Origin of the sequence: Vibrio sp. 1F169 (assembly GCF_041439605.1) — a bacterium.
Taxonomy (GTDB): Bacteria; Pseudomonadota; Gammaproteobacteria; order Enterobacterales; family Vibrionaceae; genus Vibrio; species Vibrio tasmaniensis_A.
This window is the reverse complement of the sequence record NZ_JBGOOI010000078.1, coordinates 1-19,344: the sequence shown is the minus strand read 5'-3', so window position 1 is coordinate 19,344 and position 19,344 is coordinate 1. Positions and strand designations below refer to the sequence as shown.

15 protein-coding genes are annotated in these 19,344 nt (G+C 43.3%); 9 read left to right on the top strand and 6 right to left on the bottom strand.

Annotated elements, in window-relative coordinates; all coding sequences use genetic code 11:
• Window positions 1–98: 98 nt before the first annotated feature.
• The 4 genes from ACED53_RS20050 to ACED53_RS20035 all read right to left on the bottom strand — a co-directional run bounded on the left by ACED53_RS20050 (window position 99) and on the right by ACED53_RS20035 (window position 3,276).
• Complete coding sequence (locus ACED53_RS20050; RefSeq protein WP_009846321.1) at window positions 99–776, bottom strand: ABC transporter permease; 678 nt, start codon at window positions 774–776, stop codon at window positions 99–101.
• Window positions 777–778: 2 nt separating this feature from the next.
• Window positions 779–1,519, bottom strand: coding sequence for an ABC transporter permease (locus ACED53_RS20045; protein WP_012603591.1), 741 nt, complete (start codon window positions 1,517–1,519; stop codon window positions 779–781).
• A gap of 79 nt (window positions 1,520–1,598) precedes the next feature.
• Window positions 1,599–2,369 (bottom strand): ABC transporter substrate-binding protein, encoded by a 771-nt coding sequence (locus ACED53_RS20040; protein WP_009846319.1) that lies wholly within the window; start codon window positions 2,367–2,369, stop codon window positions 1,599–1,601.
• 136 nt (window positions 2,370–2,505) lie between these two features.
• Window positions 2,506–3,276 (bottom strand): ABC transporter ATP-binding protein, encoded by a 771-nt coding sequence (locus ACED53_RS20035; RefSeq protein ID WP_017102066.1) that lies wholly within the window; start codon window positions 3,274–3,276, stop codon window positions 2,506–2,508.
• 778 nt (window positions 3,277–4,054) lie between these two features.
• Here ACED53_RS20035 and ACED53_RS20030 point away from each other — a divergent pair.
• The 5 genes from ACED53_RS20030 (at window position 4,055) to ACED53_RS20010 (ending at window position 11,008) form a co-directional block, all read left to right on the top strand.
• Complete coding sequence (locus tag ACED53_RS20030; RefSeq protein WP_009846317.1) at window positions 4,055–5,596, top strand: DUF3360 family protein; 1,542 nt, start codon at window positions 4,055–4,057, stop codon at window positions 5,594–5,596.
• Between the two features lie 307 nt (window positions 5,597–5,903).
• Window positions 5,904–8,180, top strand: a complete 2,277-nt coding sequence (gene pflB, locus ACED53_RS20025) for a formate C-acetyltransferase (protein WP_017102065.1) — start codon at window positions 5,904–5,906, stop codon at window positions 8,178–8,180.
• Window positions 8,181–8,380: 200 nt separating this feature from the next.
• Window positions 8,381–9,382, top strand: coding sequence for a lipid A deacylase LpxR family protein (locus ACED53_RS20020; protein ID WP_017102064.1), 1,002 nt, complete (start codon window positions 8,381–8,383; stop codon window positions 9,380–9,382).
• A 163-nt stretch (window positions 9,383–9,545) separates the two neighbouring features.
• Window positions 9,546–10,286: a pyruvate formate lyase 1-activating protein gene (pflA, locus tag ACED53_RS20015; RefSeq protein WP_009846312.1), complete on the top strand. Its 741-nt coding sequence runs from the start codon at window positions 9,546–9,548 to the stop codon at window positions 10,284–10,286.
• A 221-nt stretch (window positions 10,287–10,507) separates the two neighbouring features.
• Window positions 10,508–11,008: a YfbU family protein gene (locus ACED53_RS20010; protein WP_009846313.1), complete on the top strand. Its 501-nt coding sequence runs from the start codon at window positions 10,508–10,510 to the stop codon at window positions 11,006–11,008.
• A 128-nt stretch (window positions 11,009–11,136) separates the two neighbouring features.
• Here the strand turns inward: ACED53_RS20010 and ACED53_RS20005 are convergent, their stop codons facing one another.
• The gene (locus ACED53_RS20005) at window positions 11,137–11,892 is read right to left on the bottom strand and encodes a MipA/OmpV family protein (protein WP_017102062.1); all 756 of its coding nucleotides are present in this window, start codon (window positions 11,890–11,892) and stop codon (window positions 11,137–11,139) included.
• A gap of 354 nt (window positions 11,893–12,246) precedes the next feature.
• On the opposite strand from ACED53_RS20005, the gene ACED53_RS20000 reads away from it, so the two are divergent.
• The 3 genes from ACED53_RS20000 to ACED53_RS19990 all read left to right on the top strand — a co-directional run bounded on the left by ACED53_RS20000 (window position 12,247) and on the right by ACED53_RS19990 (window position 17,128).
• The gene (locus ACED53_RS20000) at window positions 12,247–14,181 is read left to right on the top strand and encodes a PrkA family serine protein kinase (protein ID WP_004736581.1); all 1,935 of its coding nucleotides are present in this window, start codon (window positions 12,247–12,249) and stop codon (window positions 14,179–14,181) included.
• Window positions 14,182–14,282: 101 nt separating this feature from the next.
• A complete protein-coding gene (locus ACED53_RS19995; protein WP_017102061.1) occupies window positions 14,283–15,554 on the top strand; it encodes a YeaH/YhbH family protein in 1,272 nt (423 codons plus the stop codon).
• 11 nt (window positions 15,555–15,565) lie between these two features.
• Window positions 15,566–17,128 carry a SpoVR family protein gene (locus tag ACED53_RS19990; RefSeq protein WP_017102060.1) on the top strand — a complete coding sequence of 521 codons (1,563 nt, stop codon included), beginning with the start codon at window positions 15,566–15,568 and terminating at the stop codon, window positions 17,126–17,128.
• A gap of 179 nt (window positions 17,129–17,307) precedes the next feature.
• On the opposite strand, the gene sohB is transcribed toward ACED53_RS19990, so the two are convergent.
• On the bottom strand, window positions 17,308–18,369 hold the full coding sequence (sohB, locus tag ACED53_RS19985; RefSeq protein ID WP_009849001.1) for a protease SohB: 1,062 nt from the start codon (window positions 18,367–18,369) through the stop codon (window positions 17,308–17,310).
• Window positions 18,370–18,512: 143 nt separating this feature from the next.
• On the opposite strand from sohB, the gene ACED53_RS19980 reads away from it, so the two are divergent.
• A complete protein-coding gene (locus ACED53_RS19980) occupies window positions 18,513–19,253 on the top strand; it encodes a YciK family oxidoreductase (RefSeq protein WP_029225624.1) in 741 nt (246 codons plus the stop codon).
• Window positions 19,254–19,344 lie beyond the last annotated feature (91 nt).

The following is a 19,344-nucleotide window of genomic DNA, read 5'->3' as shown; positions in this document are numbered from 1 at the left end:
ACAACGGTATGCTAAGAACAAAAATGCCGTTCACTCTTAAGTGAACGGCATTAGCGCTACAAGAGCGCCGTTTATCTAAGAAAATCTGTATCGTAGAGTTAACTTAACGGCCTTAGGTAAGCAAGGAAACGCTTCTCTGCGAATTTGAAAATCGCAATGATAATAAACGTTAGCGCCATGTAGAATAGACCTGCCGTTAGGAAAGACTCGAATGGAGCGTAGTAGCGAGAGTTGACCAAACGTGCAGCACCCGTTAAATCCATAATGGTTACGATACCTGCTACCGCTGAACCATGAAGCATAAAGATAACTTCGTTACTGTAAGCCGGTAATGCACGACGTAGAGCACTTGGTAAAATGATGCGGCGGTATGTCTTGGGTGTGCTCATACCATACGCCTTTGCTGCTTCAACTTCACCTTTCGGTAAGCCATTAATAGCACCACGAATGATCTCTGCAGTATATGCTGATGTGTTTAGAATAAACGCAACTAAAGCACAGAACCACGCGTTTTCCCATAGTGTATCTTTTACTGGGAAGAATTGGTCCATACCGTAGTAAATCAGGTACAACTGCACCAATAACGGCGTACCACGGAAGAAATAAATGAACGACCAAGCTGGTGCATTAATCATCATATTTGGACTGTTACGAGCGATAGCTAATGGTATGGCTACGAATAAGCCAACAATCAAAGCGACACAAACCATCCAAGCCGTTGTCCACAAACCACCAAGGTAAATCGGCAGGCTTTCAATTATCAATGAAAAGTCCATAACTACCTCGCGTGGATACTGAATTTACGTTCAACCAACTTAAGTAAGCCCGTCGAAACACTGGTGAAGAATAAGAAGATGATTGCTACCGTCATATAGAAGGTAAATGGCATTTTGGTTGAACCCGCCGCCAGAGCGCTAACACGTACCATGTCTTCAAGGCCAATAATAGAAACCAGCGCGGTAGTTTTTAGTAAAACCAACCAGTTATTACCAAACCCCGGCAGTGCGTGACGAATCATTTGCGGTAATAGAATACGACGGAACGCTAAGACAGGGCCCATTCCATAGGCCTTTGCCGCTTCCATCTCACCGCTGTCGACAGCCATTATCGCACCACGGAAGGTTTCTGCCATGTACGCGCCGAAGATGAAGCCAATGGTTAAGACGCCAGCAATAAATGGGCTGACATCAATATAATCAGGTAGGTAAGCGGTCCACTCGTGGTTAGGGTCACTCGACGTGAACCATTCATTGAGCCACTCATTGATGGAATACAAACTGTTGTTTAAAAGGATTTGTCCACCAAAGAAAATCAGCATCATCAATACGAGATCGGGTATACCTCGAATAACGGTTGTGTAGAGGGTTGCAATAGCACGAGCCCAGCGATAAGGCGCGAGTTTAGCTAAGGCACCTAGCATACCAAGAACCATAGCTAAAATTAGCGACAGTAAGGCAACTTCGATTGTAAGCACCGCCCCTTTCAGGATCGACGCTTCATATCCTTGTAAATCAAACATAATGAATTCCAACAGAACTGCGAAAAAGTTGGTAAGACAGGGAGAGGTGAGCCTCTCCCTTAAGAAGTGACGCTAGAGATTACTTACCGTATACGTCGTAGTTGAAGTATTTAGCAGCGATATCTTGGTAGATGCCTTTTTCACGTAGTGAAAGGATTGCAGCATCTAATTGCTTAGTCAGATCTTTGTCTTGCTTACGTAGAGCAATACCAAAACCTTCACCGAACCATTTAGGATCAGTTAGTGATGGACCAACAAACTCGTAGTCTTCACCACCCGCTTTGTTTAGTACACCTTCTTCTAGAGCAGATGCATCACCCAGTACAGCAGCAACACGACCGTTAGCTAGATCAAGGTAAGCTTCGTCAAATGAACCGTAACGAACGATTTCTACTGTGTCGCCGTAGTTATCTGTTAGGTACTTGTCGTGAGTTGTTGCACGTTGAACGGCAATTTTTTGACCACTTAGATCATCAAAGTTAAGGCCTGCACCTTTTTTAGCGATGAACTTGTTTGGGATAAGTGCGTATTTACCTGTGAAATCGATCTTTTTCTTGCGCTCTTCCGTGATAGACATTGCCGCAATGATCGCATCATATTTACGAGCAAGCAGAGAAGGAATAATACCATCCCAATCTTGTGCAACGATCTTACACTTCACCTGCATTTCAGTACAAAGCGCGTTAGCCATATCGACATCGAAGCCTTTCAGCGAACCGTCAGCTTCTGTCCAGCTAAATGGAGGGTAAGCACCTTCAATACCGAAACGTACTGTTTTCCATTCTTTTGCTTGAGCTACGCCCGTTGCAGCAGTTGCAGCAAGTGCCGCGACTAATAACCACTTTTTCATATCCCTACTCCTGTGATTTAGGTTTTTATGTTTTGCTAATTTTAATATTGTGTTTGTTGTTACTTATTAACTTACTTGTTGTGTTTCATTGTTGACACTGTCGCCATTTACCTTAGCAACAGCATTTCAATTCTGATTAGTAAATCGATGAGATAAATTGTTGTAATCGCTCAGATTCAGGCTCAGTAAACAGTTTAGCTGGATTGCCCTGTTCTTCCACCAAGCCTTGATGTAAGAACATCACATGATTTGATACGTCACGAGCAAAAGCCATTTCATGTGTTACCACAAGCATGGTTCTTCCTTCTTCTGCTAGATCGCGCATTACACCAAGTACTTCCCCTACTAACTCAGGATCAAGTGCCGATGTTGGTTCATCAAATAGCATTACTTCAGGATCAACCGCTAACGCTCTTGCAATCGCCGCACGCTGTTGCTGTCCGCCAGATAAATGACCCGGGTAGTAATCTTTGCGTTCATATAGCCCTACTTTCTTCAGTAGCAGCTCAGCATTTTCAATCGCTTGTGCTTTAGGTACACCTAAGACGTGAACAGGCGCTTCGATAACATTTTCGAGAACGGTCAGATGAGACCACAGGTTGAAACCCTGAAAAACCATTGCTAAGCGAGAACGGATTCGCTGTACTTGTTTTTCATTGGCAGGAACAGAAACACCTTGGCGGTTATTTTTCATTTGAATTAATTCACCATTAACCCAAATCTCGCCAGCAGTAGGTGTCTCTAAAAGGTTGATACATCTAAGGAAAGTACTTTTACCCGACCCTGAAGATCCGATAATCGATACTACATCGCCTTTATGCGCAGAAAGTGAAATTCCCTTTAAAACTTCATTTTGACCAAACGTTTTGTGTAAATCCTTTATGTCCAGCGCTGGTACATCTTTCATGCGCTTTCTCTCCCAAGTTTGTGAAAATGCAAGGTACTCCGACCTTTTCATGCGATACAAACTAGCACCACACGAAACAACATGCAACAAATTATTAACCTAATAATTGAGAATAAATAGCGATTAACTCTGACTTATTATGCAATGAATAGCGTTTTAGTCTCAATTTACTGAATGAAATGTATCAACAAGCTGTAATTGCGACTCTGACATTGTTTAAATAAAGTTAATCAAAATGAGATTCTCGTAGCTTGATACCTCACAAGAAAAACACGTTTTGTGAACTTAAAAACGGCGCTTCCGACAAAATCTAACACCCACAGTAGTACACCAAACTCACTATACGAGAACGTTATTTGAAGGTCGTTGAGTGGTTAAAACTTCATAGGCAACTAAGAGACCAGCTACTAATAGTGAAACCACTCAGTAAGTAAGAGGTATCCGGCTGATGCTATATAGAGCAAGACATGAAGAAGATAGCTAACGTCAATTTGTGAAAACTAATTACACAATTCATCAACGGTACGTTAATGAATCGCTTCGTTTTGTAGCTTTCTTTCACATAAACTCATAAAGTGATCAAGATCAATCACCCTAAAGGGTAAGCTTGTTAGACTCAGCAGCAAAGAATAAGGCATTAAAAATGCCAAACATTTCTTTTAACTTAGCTGCATAAAGCACATCAAATCCGTGCAACATAATATTAATAAGTTATAACTAAGAAATAACGCAATTACGCGAAATTTTATAATTACTAACATAAAAATATGAGGAATCTATGTCAGACGTTGTGAATAATGCGAACTCTGAAGTAGAAGAGAAAAGCTATAAAGAGCTACACCGCCCTGCTTCTGAATTTGAGAGCCGCTCAGATTACTTAGATCACGAACTTCAAATCATGAAGCCTCGTCGTTTTGGCCTAAACCTTCCAGGCCGTGATTTCCGTTTTGAACTTGAAGATCTTGTTCCTGCACTTGCTGGTACCATCGGTATCATCGCGATGTACTCTGCAGTAATGATGTCTTGGGCTGATGGCCTAACTCAAGCTTGGGATCACGTAAACCTAGGTAAAGACTTCGCGATTGAAGTTGCTCGTGTAGAAATGCTGATTCCTGCACTGCTGTTCTGTATCCTTGCTTCTGGTTTCTTCAACCCGAAAGCAAACCTTGCCGGTAACCACGGCCCAATGATTCCTCTTATTGGTACCATCGCTCTCGCTGGTGCTCACCCTCTTGCATTGGCTATCCTTATCGGTGTCTTCGGTCTAATCCTAAGTTTCCTAAAAGGCGGCTCCAAGCTGGTTAACCTGACTTCGGAAGGTACCGCTGGTGGCTTGCTCATTTTCTTAGGCCTAACGGGTACCATGAGCCAAATTAACTCGATTCAAGCATGGGCGGTTGGTCTTCAATCTTCTACTGTTGAAGCGGGTAGCATGGGTTACGTTGGTTTAATCGTTCTTGCTATTACTATTGCTATCTATGCTTTCTTAGCAAAAGTGAACAAGCGTTGGTTAGCTATCCCAGTTTGTGCATTCACAGGCCTTGCTATTGCATTAGCATTGGGCGCTGGTTTCGATATCGTATTCGAAACTGAAATGGGTATCCCAAACCTAAACCCAGTTTACTGGTGGGGTTCGACTTCTGAAGGTTGGATGCTTGGCTTGCCAAACGTTGAACACTTCATCGCTTCTCTACCATTTGCAATCCTAGCGGTAGCGATGTGGTCACCAGATTTCCTAGGTCACCGTATCTTCCAAGAACTAAACTACCCTAAAAAGTCTGAAAAAGTTCTGATGGACGTTGATGACACTATGACTATGTGTTCTGTGCGTCAAATGGTAGGTACAGCGGTTGGTGGTGGTAACATCACTTCTTCTTGGGGTACTTACATGATCCCAGCAGCAATCGCGAAACGTCCAATTCCTGGCGGCGCAATCTTGCTTGGTTCTCTATGTATTATTGTTGCGATTCTTGGTTTCCCAATGGACGTTGCAGTATGGCCACCAGTGATGCGTGTTGCGCTACTTGTAGGTGTATCTCTACCTCTACTTGAAGCGGGTATGCAAATGGTTAAGGATTCAAAGGATTCTCAAGCAGCTGGTATCTGTATCTTCGGTTCAGCGGTTGTTAACCCTGTATTAGCATGGGCTCTGACTATGCTTCTTGATAACAACGGTCTAATTGGTGATAAAGAGCGTGCGAAGCGTCTATCATTTGTAGACAAGATTGTAATCCCAGTTGGCGTTTTAGTTATCTGTTTAGTAGCAATGCTTGCAGTTGGTATGCTAGAAAGTCAATATGGCCTAAAAGCTTGGCTATAATGCTCATTACTACACAAAAGTAGTATCGGGATTAAAAAAAAGTTTGGGTGGCAACCCCTGCCACTCAAATTTTTTCAACTTTTTTTGGCATTTATTGATTTAGTTTAAGGTTTACAGAAATTTTTTAGCGTAGTCTTGAATACATAGAGTAAAGACAACATATAAAAGGTAGTGACAATATATATAACCATATGACGCTCATATGCTCATATATATTGTTATTAATAAGAGTGTACTACCCTTACGAGGGGCGCTGGCTCAACAGTGTTAATGTACGTATTTTTTCTACTAAAAAGGTAGGTATGTCATGGCAGAGCAATTTGCTAAAGCTTGGGAAGATTTTGCTGCAGGTGAGTGGCAAAGCGAAGTAAACGTTCGTGATTTCATTCAAAAGAACTACACGCCATATGAAGGCGACGAGTCTTTCCTAGTTTCTGAGGGTACTGAAGCAACTAACAAGCTTTGGTCTTCGGTAATGGAAGGTATCAAACAGGAAAACGCAACTAAAGCACCTGTAGATTTCGATACTTCTGTTATCTCTACCATTACTGCTCACGATGCAGGTTACATTGAGAAAGATCTTGAGACTATCGTTGGTCTACAAACTGAGAAGCCACTAAAACGTGCAATCATCCCTAACGGTGGTGTACGTATGGTTGAAGGTTCTTGTAAAGCATACGGTGAAACTCTTGACCCAATGGTTTCAAAAATCTACTCAGAATACCGCAAAACACACAATGCTGGCGTTTTCGATATCTACACTCCTGATATCCTAAAATGTCGTAAGTCTGGTGTTCTGACTGGTCTTCCTGATGCTTACGGCCGTGGTCGTATCATTGGTGACTACCGTCGTGTTGCACTTTACGGTATCAACTTCCTAATGAAAGACAAAGCTGCTCAATTCGCTTCTCTACAAGAGCGTTTCGAGAACGGCGAAGATCTTGCTGCTACAATGCAATTGCGTGAAGAGATCTCTGAGCAACATCGTGCTCTAGGTCAAATCAAGCAAATGGCTGAGAAATACGGTTTCGATATCTCTGAGCCAGCTCAAACTGCTCAAGAAGCTATTCAGTGGACTTACTTCGGCTACCTAGCTGCGGTTAAATCTCAAAACGGTGCTGCAATGTCTCTAGGTCGTACTTCGACTTTCCTAGACATCTACATCGAGCGTGATATCGCTGCTGGCAAAATCACAGAAGACCAAGCACAAGAGATGATCGACCACTTCGTAATGAAGCTGCGTATGGTTCGTTTCCTACGTACTCCTGAGTACGATGAGCTATTCTCTGGCGACCCAATCTGGGCTACAGAGTCTATGGGTGGTATGGGTGTTGATGGTCGTACGCTAGTAACGCGTTCGAACTTCCGTTTCCTTAACTCTCTATACACTATGGGTCCTTCTCCAGAGCCAAACATCACTGTTCTTTGGTCTGAGCAACTACCTGACGGCTTCAAGCGTTTCTGTGCGAAGGTATCTATCGATACTTCTTCTATCCAGTACGAAAATGATGACCTAATGCGTCCTGACCTTGGTTCTGATGATTACGCAATCGCTTGTTGTGTATCACCAATGATCGTTGGTAAGCAAATGCAGTTCTTCGGCGCTCGTGCTAACCTTGCAAAAACTATGCTTTACGCAATCAACGGCGGCGTTGATGAGAAGCTTAAAATGCAAGTTGGCCCAGTTGGAGACAAGATCACTGACGAAGTACTTAACTACGATGACGTAATGGATCGCCTAGACACATTCATGGATTGGTTAGCTAAGCAATACGTGACAGCTCTAAACAGCATTCACTTCATGCACGACAAGTACAGCTACGAAGCGTCTCTAATGGCTCTTCATGACCGTGACGTTCGTCGTACTATGGCTTGTGGTATCGCTGGTCTGTCTGTTGCTGCTGACTCACTGTCTGCAATCAAATTCGCGACTGTTAAACCAATCCGCGACGAAGATGGCATTGCAACTGACTTCGAAATCGAAGGCGATTACCCTAAATACGGTAACAACGACTCTCGTGTAGATGATATCGCTTGTGAACTAGTTTCTACGTTCATGAACAAGATCCGTAAGCTTAAGACTTACCGTGATTCAATCCCTACACAGTCAGTTCTTACTATCACGTCTAACGTGGTATACGGTAAGAAAACAGGTAACACTCCAGACGGTCGTCGTGCTGGCGCTCCTTTCGCTCCTGGTGCAAACCCAATGCACGGTCGTGATGAGAAAGGCGCTGTAGCTTCACTAACGTCTGTAGGTAAACTACCGTTTGCTGATGCTCAAGATGGTATCTCTTACACTTTCTCTATCGTGCCAAACGCACTAGGTAAAGAAGAAGATAGCCAACGTGCTAACCTTGCAGGCCTAATGGATGGTTACTTCCACCACGAAGCTGGCATTGAAGGTGGTCAACACCTTAACGTGAACGTTCTTAACCGTGAAACTCTAGAAGACGCAGTTAAGCACCCTGAGAAATACCCTCAGCTAACGATTCGTGTTTCTGGTTACGCTGTACGCTTTAACTCTCTGACTACAGAGCAGCAAGCTGACGTAATCGCACGTACATTTACTGAGTCTCTATAAGCTCACGCTCAATAGACAGTAAAAACTATTAGCCTCGCCAATGTGCGGGGCTTTTTTATATCTACTCTAAATCTCATCAATACCCCTCCCCCAAGAAAGATTAGATTGGCCACAAAAAGCACACTCGCATTCACTTTTTTTCTACAAACCGACTCAAACTACGGTACTATTTCTGTTCATCATTTTAGAGTAACCGCTACATGAAATTCCTTCGTTATTTACCACTGATTCTCCTCTCTTGTTCATCACTGGCATCTGAACGCTCTACGTTAACTTTTGCGTTAGACAACGATGGTATCTTTGGTGTCGATCAAGACTATACCAACGGTTTATTTCTGGGTTACACATCGTCAAGTATTACGCCATACGCTTGGGTAAAACCATTGAGCCTTTCCTATTGGGGCGCAAGCTCTTTAGATAAGTGGGAAATCACCATTGGTCACAAGATGTACACGCCTTCTGACATTGAATTAGAAAAACCATCAGCCAATGATCGTCCATACGCAGGTTACCTACATACAGAATTCAACTACATCAGCTTGAACCCACAACAAGCCCAGCGTTTTAACATCACGTTTGGTACTACAGGCGAGCGAGCACTTTCCGAAGACGCTCAAAAACTGGTTCACTCAATCACTAAATCAGACGAACCTATGGGTTGGAAGTATCAAGTTGATGATGAGTACGCAGGTAGCCTTGGTTACTTAAGTCATTTCAACCTAATGCGTAATCAAGCATTAGCGAATACTGACTTCGAGATATCTAACGTATCAGAGATCAACGTTGGTAATTTTAGAAGCGACATTTCTACTGGGTTTATGTTCCGTTGGGGTACTGACTTGGGCGGCAACTTTGGCGCAGCGAACATCAGCACAGAAAACCCATTCAAAGCAGGCATGATAGGTGCTTCAAATACAGGTTGGTTTACTTACGCAGGTCTTGAAGGGCGTTACCGATTTAATGACCTGACTGTCGAAGGGGATCGTTCCGGTGTTAATGATTATGCAAAGAAAAATGACAAAGATCCTGCGATCTACGATGTCACTTTAGAGAACATTCAAGCGACAGCGATACTTGGTGTTGCTTGGTATAACCAATACGTTGGTGCATCTTTCGCACTTACCGCAAAAACACCCGATTACCAAGAAGCAACAAAGTCAGTGTACGGTACTGGTGGCATCACTATGTTTGCTTTCTTCTAGCCATAGAAAAGGCTTTCACCGCCTGCTTTTCAAGTTAAATAAAGGCAATCATCTTCACAGGTGATTGCCTTTATTTTTAAAGACCTAGTTACCATTTGACCCTATTTTATGTACCGTTTTTGTAATAAAATAAACGGTATAAATTCCTATACGAGAATAGCTCATGTCTACAACTGGTCGCATTCACTCATTCGAATCTTGTGGTACTGTCGATGGCCCTGGTATCCGCTTTATTGTGTTTCTTCAAGGCTGCTTAATGCGTTGTATGTACTGCCATAATCGCGATACATGGGATCTTCATGACGGAAAGGAAGTAACGGTCGAAGAGATCATTAACGAAGCAAAATCATACCGTCATTTCATGAAAGCCTCTGGCGGTGGTATCACCTGTTCAGGTGGCGAAGCGATGCTACAACCTGAGTTTGTTCGTGATTTTTTCCGCGCGGCTCAAGCTGAAGGCATCCACACTTGTCTTGATACTAATGGCTATATTCGTAAACACACTGAAGTGGTCGATGAAGTACTAGAAGCCTCTGATCTGGTAATGCTGGATCTTAAACATATGCGAGATGAAATTCACCACGATTTCATTGGTGTATCAAACCGACGTACTCTGGATTTTGCACGCTACCTACACAAAATAGGTAAGAAGACGTGGATTCGTTATGTGATTGTTCCTGGCTACACAGATACGCCAGAAGATGCGCATCTTCTGGGTGAATTCATTAAGGACATGGATAACATCGAAAAAGTAGAACTGCTTCCATACCACAAGCTAGGTGCTCATAAGTGGGAAGCATTGGGTCACGACTACCCTCTTGAAGGTACAAATCCGCCAAGCAAAGAAAAAATGGACGAGATTGTTGCTATCCTCAGTCAATACCATTCAAACGTAAAATACTAACTTAGACTTACGTTAATAGTGATTTCAAACGCCTCAATTTCGATTGGGGCGTTTTCTTTTTTGGTTAAAACAATCCTTTCACTTTTCTTTACAACTTTTGTTTATCAATTCAAAAAATCATATTAAATCCGTGTTGAGATCATGTTTCCACTCTTAGGAATGCTGTTACTCTTACTGCAACAAAATAATATAACATTTAGTTTTTTAGTGAGGTTCCTCCCATGGAAATGACCAATGCTCAGCGTCTAATTCTATCAAATCAATACTACCTAATGTCTCAAATGGATCCTGAGAACTCAGCTAAATACCAGCGTCTACAAACGATTGTAGAACGTGGTTACGAACTCCAAATGCGTGAGCTTAACAAAGAATTTGGTTGTTTAACTGAAGCAGAATGTCGCGAAATTATCGACATTATGGAGATGTACCATGCGATGCAAGAGTCGAATAAAATGCTTGCAGATCAAGAGCGTGCGGAAGTCGACCAACGTCGTCTACAATTCCTAGGTTTCGATATCGCTTCTGAAGCACAAATCGTACATTACGTGCGTTTCCTTGTTGATTCTGAAGGACTTTACCCTCAATTTGACAAAGCAGATCACCACTTCAATAGCCAAATGCCAATGTTAGAAAAGTACCGTCGCATGCTAACAACATGGCGTAACTGCCCTCGTCAGTACCACCTATGTGCGACAGAGCTATCTCAAATTTTTAGTGCTTAGTGCTTAGTGCTTAGTGCTTAGTGCTTAGAAGATTAGCTTTAAGTGGGCTTATAAAATTTCAAAAAAGGGTTACTCATCATGAGTAACCCTTTGTTAATGTCCGCATTTAGAGAGAGAAACCAAAGCAACTAGAAGACGTAGGCAACACCGACGTTTGCGGCCATGTTGATGCCACTTTCAAGTATTGGGCTGTTCTCAATATCACCTTCAAGGTTGGTATAACGAACGCCACCAGTGACTCGGATATTTGGCGTCACATGCAAGTAACCACCTAAACCAATAAAGTACTGACCATCCCAGTCTGCATCGAACTCGTTCAAATTAGTTCTCGACGCTTCTGCTGAACTCACCCCGTACAGGTGGTTATTCAGGCGCTCACTGTTATAAGCATAACCAATAGAGGGTGTAATCGCCCACCCATTGCGACGAATCGGCAAACGCCATGCGGCTTCCGCATAGATACCATTATGCCTAAACCCTAAGCCTGAGCCCGCTGTCGCTTCAAACATCCCGACCAAGGTGATCACTTGGTAGCTAATGCCACCTAATACTGATGCTTTACGCTCATCTAACTTCTGGATATCAACGTTATCAGAATCACCCGGCTTCAATGTCCTCGAATCATAAACCGCTCGAAACACGATATTCTGTGGTGAGCCCGCAGGAAGTAAGCGATAACCCACACTGAATCCACGCATGAAAAAGTGCTCACCTTCATAGCCAATCATAGGAATCACAGCGCGGTTTGACGGTGTATCTTTATAGACAGCCGGAGAATAAGAGGCGGCAACGCCCAGTGACCACTGCGAGATTTTTGCATGTGTTGCTGTCGAAGCCAGTAACGCAACACTGATAGCCACTATTTTTAACCCATAATTCTTCACTACATCTACCTATTTATTGAGCAATTTTTGATAACGCCGCGCATTATATGGTACTTCATTCCAGTAAATCAATAGAGCTCAGTTATACATCTAATACACATAAATCCAGTGTGAGTATTATTAAGCGACCTAAAATCACAAAACAAACGGCTAGATCCCCTCGAATGTAAAATAATTGGATTCTACACGCCTCAAGTTGCCTATTGCGCTCGCTAGGTTTTTCACACGCAAAATTGTAAATAAATACATAATTGTTAAGCAAAATTGTGCAAGCGGGTCTAACCTTAAAATGTAGGGAGAGCCTATTTTTCAATCGCTCATCAGTTTTGACTGGTTAACAAGGGGAATGTGACTATGAGTATTTTTGACCACTATCAATCACGTTATGAAGCAGCCAAGGAAGAAGAGCTCACATTGCAAGAGTTCTTAGGGCTGTGTAAAGACGATAAAAGTGCTTACGCTAACGCTGCTGAGCGCTTACTACTGGCCATCGGCGAACCGGAGGTTATAGACACCGCTCAAGACCCCCATCTAAGTCGTATTTTCTCGAACCGTGTCATCTCACGCTACAGCGAATTTAAAGATTTCTACGGCATGGAAGATGCGATTGAACAGATTGTTTCTTACCTAAAACACGCTGCACAAGGCTTAGAAGAACGGAAGCAAATCCTTTACCTGCTTGGCCCTGTGGGCGGTGGTAAATCTTCCCTTGCTGAAAAACTCAAAGCACTGATGCAAAAGCTACCAATCTATGTGCTGTCTGCAGATGGTGAACGAAGCCCTGTGAATGATCACCCCTTCTGTCTATTCGACGTAAACGAAGATGGCGACCTTTTGAAACAAGAGTACGGAATAGAGAAACGTTACATACGCTCTATCATGTCTCCTTGGGCAGCGAAACGCCTCCATGATTTCGGTGGTGATATCTCTAGATTCAAAGTCATCAAACTACGCCCTTCGATTCTCGACCAAGTTGCGATCGCGAAGACAGAACCTGGTGATGAAAACAACCAAGATATCTCTTCACTTGTAGGTAAAGTCGATATTCGTAAACTTGAGCACTTTTCTCAAGATGACCCTGATGCCTACAGTTACTCTGGTGCACTGTGTAAAGCAAACCAAGGTGTGATGGAATTCGTAGAGATGTTCAAGGCGCCAATCAAAGTCTTGCACCCACTCCTAACGGCAACACAAGAAGGTAACTTCAACGGTACTGAAGGACTTTCTGCACTGCCATTTGACGGTATGATTCTAGCTCACTCAAACGAATCCGAGTGGCAGACCTTCCGTAACAACAAAAACAACGAAGCCTTCCTCGACCGTGTGTACATTGTAAAAGTCCCTTACTGTCTGCGCGTCTCTGAAGAAGTTAAGATCTACCAAAAACTGCTTGAGCACAGTGAGCTATCCAAAGCCCCTTGTTCGCCAAGCACACTCGATCTGCTATCGCAATTCAGCATCCTATCGAGACTGAAAGAACCTGAAAACTCTTCTCTGTTCTCAAAAATGCGTGTTTACGATGGTGAGACTCTAAAAGACACCGATCCAAAAGCGAAGAGCTACCAAGAGTACCGAGATTATGCCGGCGTTGACGAAGGCATGTCTGGGCTATCAACGCGTTTCGCCTTTAAGATCCTGTCTCGTGTATTTAACTTCGACCAAGCCGAAGTGGCGGCAAACCCGGTTCACTTGTTCTACGTGATTGAACAGCAAATTGAACGTGAGCAGTTCCCTCAAGAGACCGCTGAGAAGTATCTTGAGTTCTTGAAAGGATACCTAGTACCGCGTTACGTAGAATTCATTGGTAAAGAAATTCAAACCGCTTACCTAGAGTCTTACTCTGAGTACGGACAGAATATCTTCGACCGCTATGTCACCTACGCGGACTTCTGGATTCAAGACCAAGAGTACCGCGATCCAGAAACAGGACAGCTATTTGACCGTGCTTCTCTGAATGGTGAACTAGAGAAAATCGAGAAAACAGCAGGGATCAGTAACCCTAAAGATTTCCGAAATGAGATTGTGAACTTCGTGCTTCGTGCCAAAGCCAACAATAACGGTCAAAACCCAGTTTGGACGAGCTACGAGAAACTGCGCACTGTGATTGAGAAGAAAATGTTCTCCAACACAGAAGAGCTACTTCCTGTTATTTCGTTCAATGCTAAGACCTCAACGGATGATCAGAAAAAACACGACGACTTCGTTGCTCGTATGATGGAAAAAGGCTACACCGAGAAACAAGTGAGACTGCTATCTGAGTGGTACCTAAGAGTTCGTAAATCCTCATAACCAAACTGTATTGAGCTGCTCAACTGAGCAGCTCATACAAACCAATAACTCTTACAACCTATAGAAAGTAGGATCGCAACATCAGCTGAGAGGGAGTTCTTATGGCACAATTTATCGATCGGAGGCTCAATGGCAAGAATAAGAGTGCTGTGAATAGACAGCGTTTCTTACGACGCCATAAAGAGCAAATCAAAGAATCTGTGGCCGATGCAGTCAACCGACGCTCAATCACCAATACTGAAACCGGTGAAGACGTCACTATTCCTCATAAAGACATCAAAGAGCCAAGCTTTCACCAAGGTCAAGGCGGCGTAAGAGAACGCGTTCACCCAGGTAATGACCAGTTCATCACGGGCGATAAAATTGAACGTCCTAAAGGTGGCGGTCAAGGTGGTGGCTCAGGCCAGGGTGACGCAAGCCCTGATGGCGAAGGCCAAGATGAATTTACCTTCCAAATTTCAAAAGATGAATATCTTGATATTCTCTTTGAAGATTTAGCTCTGCCTAATCTAGAGAAAAATCAGGTCAACAAAATCACTGAATGGAAAACACACCGTTCTGGTTACCAAAGCGCGGGGATTCCGTCTAACATCGCTATCGTTCGTTCACTGCAACAATCTCTGGCTCGTAGAACCGCGATGACAGCAGGTAAAAAGCGCGAGCTCAACATACTGATGGAGCAACTTGACCAAGTAAAAATGACAGAACCAGCACAACCTTTCGAAGAGAGTCGCTTGAAAGAAGAGATTGCTGAGTTACGTAAAAAAATTGAAAGCGTGCCGTTCATTGACACCTTCGACCTGCGTTTTAAAAACTACGAGAAGCGCCCTATTCCATCTAGCCAAGCCGTTATGTTCTGTCTAATGGATGTATCTGGCTCAATGGATCAAGCTACCAAGGACATCGCAAAACGCTTCTACGTACTGCTTTACTTATTCCTCAATCGCACATATGAAAACGTCGATGTTGTGTTTATTCGTCACCATACTCAGGCTAAAGAAGTTGACGAACATGAGTTCTTCTATTCACAAGAAACTGGCGGCACGATCGTTTCTAGTGCACTGAAACTAATGAAAGAAATTGTCGCAGATCGTTATCCTGCTAATGAGTGGAATATCTACGCAGCACAAGCTTCTGATGGAGATAACTGGGCTGATGACTCGCCTCGCTGTAAAGAATTGCTGGTCAATACGCTATTGCCGACTTGCCAATATTATTCTTACATCGAGATTACGCGCCGTTCACACCAAACGCTTTGGCACGAGTACGAGAAGCTAGAAGCTAGCTTCGATAACTTCGCCATGAAGAACATTAAAACGGTGGATGATATTTTTCCTGTGTTTAGAGAACTGTTCCAGAAAGAGACTGCGTAAGGGAGTTTGCCATGACAGCGAAATCAAACGTTGCAGAGAAAGACAAATCTGCACAGAAGAAAAACGACAAGATGCTGCCTGATGGTCCAGATTGGACGTTCAACCTCTTGGAACAATATCACGTAGAAATTAAGCGTGTGGCGCAGCATTACCGTTTAGACACTTACCCGAACCAGATTGAAGTGATTACCTCTGAGCAGATGATGGATGCTTACTCCAGCATTGGTATGCCCATCAATTACAACCACTGGTCTTTTGGTAAGAAGTTCATCCAGACAGAGCAAAACTACAAACACGGCCAAATGGGCTTAGCGTACGAAATCGTGATCAACTCAGATCCGTGTATCGCTTACTTAATGGAAGAGAACACGGTCACGATGCAAGCGTTGGTAATGGCGCATGCCTGTTACGGCCATAACTCGTTCTTTAAGGGTAATTACCTGTTCCAAACCTGGACTGATGCAAGCTCGATTATCGACTATCTATTATTCGCGAAAAAATACATTACCGATTGCGAAGAAAAATACGGTGTAGCTGAAGTCGAGAAACTTCTCGATTCTTGTCATGCTCTCATGAACTACGGCGTAGACAGATACAAACGCCCAGAAAAGATTTCCATTGCAGAAGAAACCGCAAGACAAGAAGAACGTGAAGCGTATCTGCAATCTCAAGTGAACGAACTTTGGAGAACGGTTCCTCAGAACAAAAGTAAGGAAGAAGAGACCAAGATACGTTTCCCTAGTGAGCCTCAAGAAAACATTCTGTACTTTATTGAGAAGAACGCCCCACTGCTTGAACCTTGGCAACGTGAGTGTGTTCGTATTGTTCGCAAGGTAAGCCAATACTTCTATCCTCAGAAACAAACTCAAGTAATGAATGAGGGCTGGGCAACCTTCTGGCATTACACCATTCTTAACCACCTTTACGACGAAGGCTTGGTGAGTGATAAGTTCATCTTAGAGTTTCTACACAGTCACACCAGTGTGGTTGCTCAACCCGCCTACAATAGCCCTTATTTCAGCGGAATAAACCCTTATGCGCTTGGCTTTGCGATGTTTAGAGACATTCGACGTATCTGTGAAGAACCCACCGATGAAGACAAAGAATGGTTCCCTGAATTAGCCGGAAGTGATTGGTTAGAGGCGGTGCACTTTGCCATGCACAATTTCAAAGATGAAAGCTTTATCAGCCAATACCTTTCACCAAAGATCATTCGAGACTTTAAACTATTTTCTGTGCTCGACGACGACCGCAAAAACACCATTGAGATAAGTGCTATTCACGATGACCCAGGCTATCGCTTGATTCGTGAAAAGCTTGCGGCGCAATACAACCTAAGTAACCTTGAGCCGAATATTCAGGTGTTTAACGTCGATGTTCGTGGTGATCGCTCGATGACACTGCAGTATGTGCCTCACGGCCGTATACCGCTTGATAAAGGCTACGACGAAGTGATGAAACATCTCTATCGCTTATGGGGCTTTGATGTAATTTTGGAAGAGCTCAAAGATACGGGTCATAGAGAGATTCTGACGACTTGTCCAAAACGTAATGATTATGGAGCCAAGATTTAATATCAATCACAGTAAGTCAGTGCTTGGTATAAAACTCCGCTCCCCCTACAACATAGTGGTCACCCGCTCGGAAGTGGAGCAATAAAAAAGCGCATAAGTCTTATGACTTATGCGCTTTCTTTTTAAGGCTCAAACGTCTGCAAATGAACGTAAGGCACTAAACCTAGAACTCAATAAGCTTAAACAATCGGCTTTTGACCACGTTCAATCAGCTTCATCAGCACGCTGTCTGCAGATTTACCTGCCACGCCCGCTAGTTTGTCTGACAGCTTTTTCTTCTGTACGTAGTGAATCGCTAGAACTGTTTTGTCCTTACATGCCGCTACGACTAAATCATCAGAAGTGCTAATCTCATCCACCAGCCCAAGTTCATGCGCTTGTGTACCAAACCAGTGCTCACCCGTTGCTACTTTTTCAAGATCTAGCGCAGGTCGGTGGTCACGGATGAAATCTTTAAACAAACCATGAGTTTCCTCTAGCTCTTCTTTAAACTTCTCGCGTGCTTTATCACTGTTCTCACCAAACATAGTAAGCGTGCGTTTGTACTCACCTGCCGTTAGCTGTTCGAATTCAATGTCGTGCTTTTTAAGCAGTTTGTTGAAGTTTGGCAGTTGAGCGATAACACCAATAGAACCAACAATAGCAAACGGTGCAGATACGATTTTGTCTGCGATACATGCCATCATGTAACCGCCACTTGCTGCGACTTTATCTACCGAGATAGTCAGAGGCAGACCTGCCGCTTTGATACGGTCAAGTTGAGAAGACGCCAGACCATAGCCGTGAACCATACCACCGCCAGACTCAAGCTTAAGCAATACTTCATCACCTTCACGAGCAACAGCCAGAACCGCCGTTACCTCTTCACGTAATGAAGCCACTTCTTTCGCATCAATGCTGCCATTAAAATCAAGAACGAATAGGTGTGGTTCACGCTTGCTATCAAGCTCACCCTCTTTCGCTGCTTTCTTCACTTCTTTGCCACGTGATTTTACTTTTTCTTTTTCCGCTTTCTTTTCTGCTTTATCACGTGCTTTGATGAAAGCATCATCATGCAAATGGTGCTCTAGTTGTTCAATCGTTTGTTTGTGATGCTCAGATAGGTTCGTGATTTCCAGCTCACCTTTAATTGCGCTTGATTTTCCACCCACAGATTTAGCTATCACTAAAATTGCAATGATGGCGATTACAACGGTCGCAATCTTGGCTAAAAACAAGCCGTAGTCCAACAAAAATTCCAATGTCATATCCCCTATTGTATGAATTAGTGTATTGTAACCATCTTGTCACGATTACCAAGAATTTCTCATCATTCCTGCGGTTATCTGTGTGATTAAACATCAATGGAATGACGAACATAATAAAAGAAAGAAGGATAAGCACAGTGGATTACCCAATCTCTACAGATGCCCTCAAAGATAAAGTAATTTTGGTTACAGGTGCCGGTGCTGGCATTGGTCGCCAAGCCGCGCTAAGTTTCGCTCAACATGGTGCAACTGTTATTCTGTTAGGACGCAATGTCAAAAACCTTGAATTGATTTACGATGAAATCGAAAGCGCTGGTTACCCACAGCCTGCGATTATCCCATTGGATTTAAAAGGCGCGACAAAACAGAACTACATCGACATGGCTGAAACCATTGAATCACAGTTCGGTCGTTTAGATGGTCTACTGCATAACGCAGGTGTGCTTGGCACGTTAAGTCCATTCGATCAAATCGATGAAGAAACGTTTGATGGCGTCATGCAAATCAACGTTAAAGCTGAATTTCTAATGACTCAAGCGTTACTGCCTGTCATTAAGAAAGCGGAAGCGGGTCGTATTGTCTTTACCTCTTCAACGGTTGGTCACTCTGGCCGCGCGTTCTGGGGCACTTACGCGATTTCAAAGTTTGCTACAGAAGGCATGATGCAGATCTTAGCCGATGAGCTTGAAGGTACCGATATTCGTGTTAATGCGATTAACCCAGGCGGTACTCAAACACGCATGCGTGCAAAAGCGTACCCAGGTGAAGATGCGAACAAGTTAAAAACGCCACTAGACATCATCCCGCTGTATCTACACTTAATGAACCCAAGTGTGACAGACATTAATGGCCAATGTATCGATGCTCAACCTAAGTAGCTGATATTATGAGCAATAACAAAAAGTCGCTTTAATAGCTAACACTGATCATTTAAGCATTTTCCTGATCAGTTGAACGATCCTACAGATG

Bases quoted from the DNA above. Each gene is read 5' to 3' on its own strand.
- pflB (WP_017102065.1), top strand. From the start codon at position 5,904: ATGGCAGAGCAATTTGCTAAAGCTTGGGAAGATTTTGCTGCAGGTGAG.
- ACED53_RS20020 (WP_017102064.1), top strand. From the start codon at position 8,381: ATGAAATTCCTTCGTTATTTACCACTGATTCTCCTCTCTTGTTCATCA.
- ACED53_RS20050 (WP_009846321.1), bottom strand. From the start codon at position 776: ATGGACTTTTCATTGATAATTGAAAGCCTGCCGATTTACCTTGGTGGT.
- ACED53_RS20000 (WP_004736581.1), top strand. From the start codon at position 12,247: ATGAGTATTTTTGACCACTATCAATCACGTTATGAAGCAGCCAAGGAA.
- ACED53_RS20040 (WP_009846319.1), bottom strand. From the start codon at position 2,369: ATGAAAAAGTGGTTATTAGTCGCGGCACTTGCTGCAACTGCTGCAACG.
- ACED53_RS20030 (WP_009846317.1), top strand. From the start codon at position 4,055: ATGTCAGACGTTGTGAATAATGCGAACTCTGAAGTAGAAGAGAAAAGC.
- ACED53_RS19995 (WP_017102061.1), top strand. From the start codon at position 14,283: ATGGCACAATTTATCGATCGGAGGCTCAATGGCAAGAATAAGAGTGCT.
- ACED53_RS20010 (WP_009846313.1), top strand. From the start codon at position 10,508: ATGGAAATGACCAATGCTCAGCGTCTAATTCTATCAAATCAATACTAC.
- pflA (WP_009846312.1), top strand. From the start codon at position 9,546: ATGTCTACAACTGGTCGCATTCACTCATTCGAATCTTGTGGTACTGTC.
- ACED53_RS20035 (WP_017102066.1), bottom strand. From the start codon at position 3,276: ATGAAAGATGTACCAGCGCTGGACATAAAGGATTTACACAAAACGTTT.
- ACED53_RS20045 (WP_012603591.1), bottom strand. From the start codon at position 1,519: ATGTTTGATTTACAAGGATATGAAGCGTCGATCCTGAAAGGGGCGGTG.
- ACED53_RS19990 (WP_017102060.1), top strand. From the start codon at position 15,566: ATGACAGCGAAATCAAACGTTGCAGAGAAAGACAAATCTGCACAGAAG.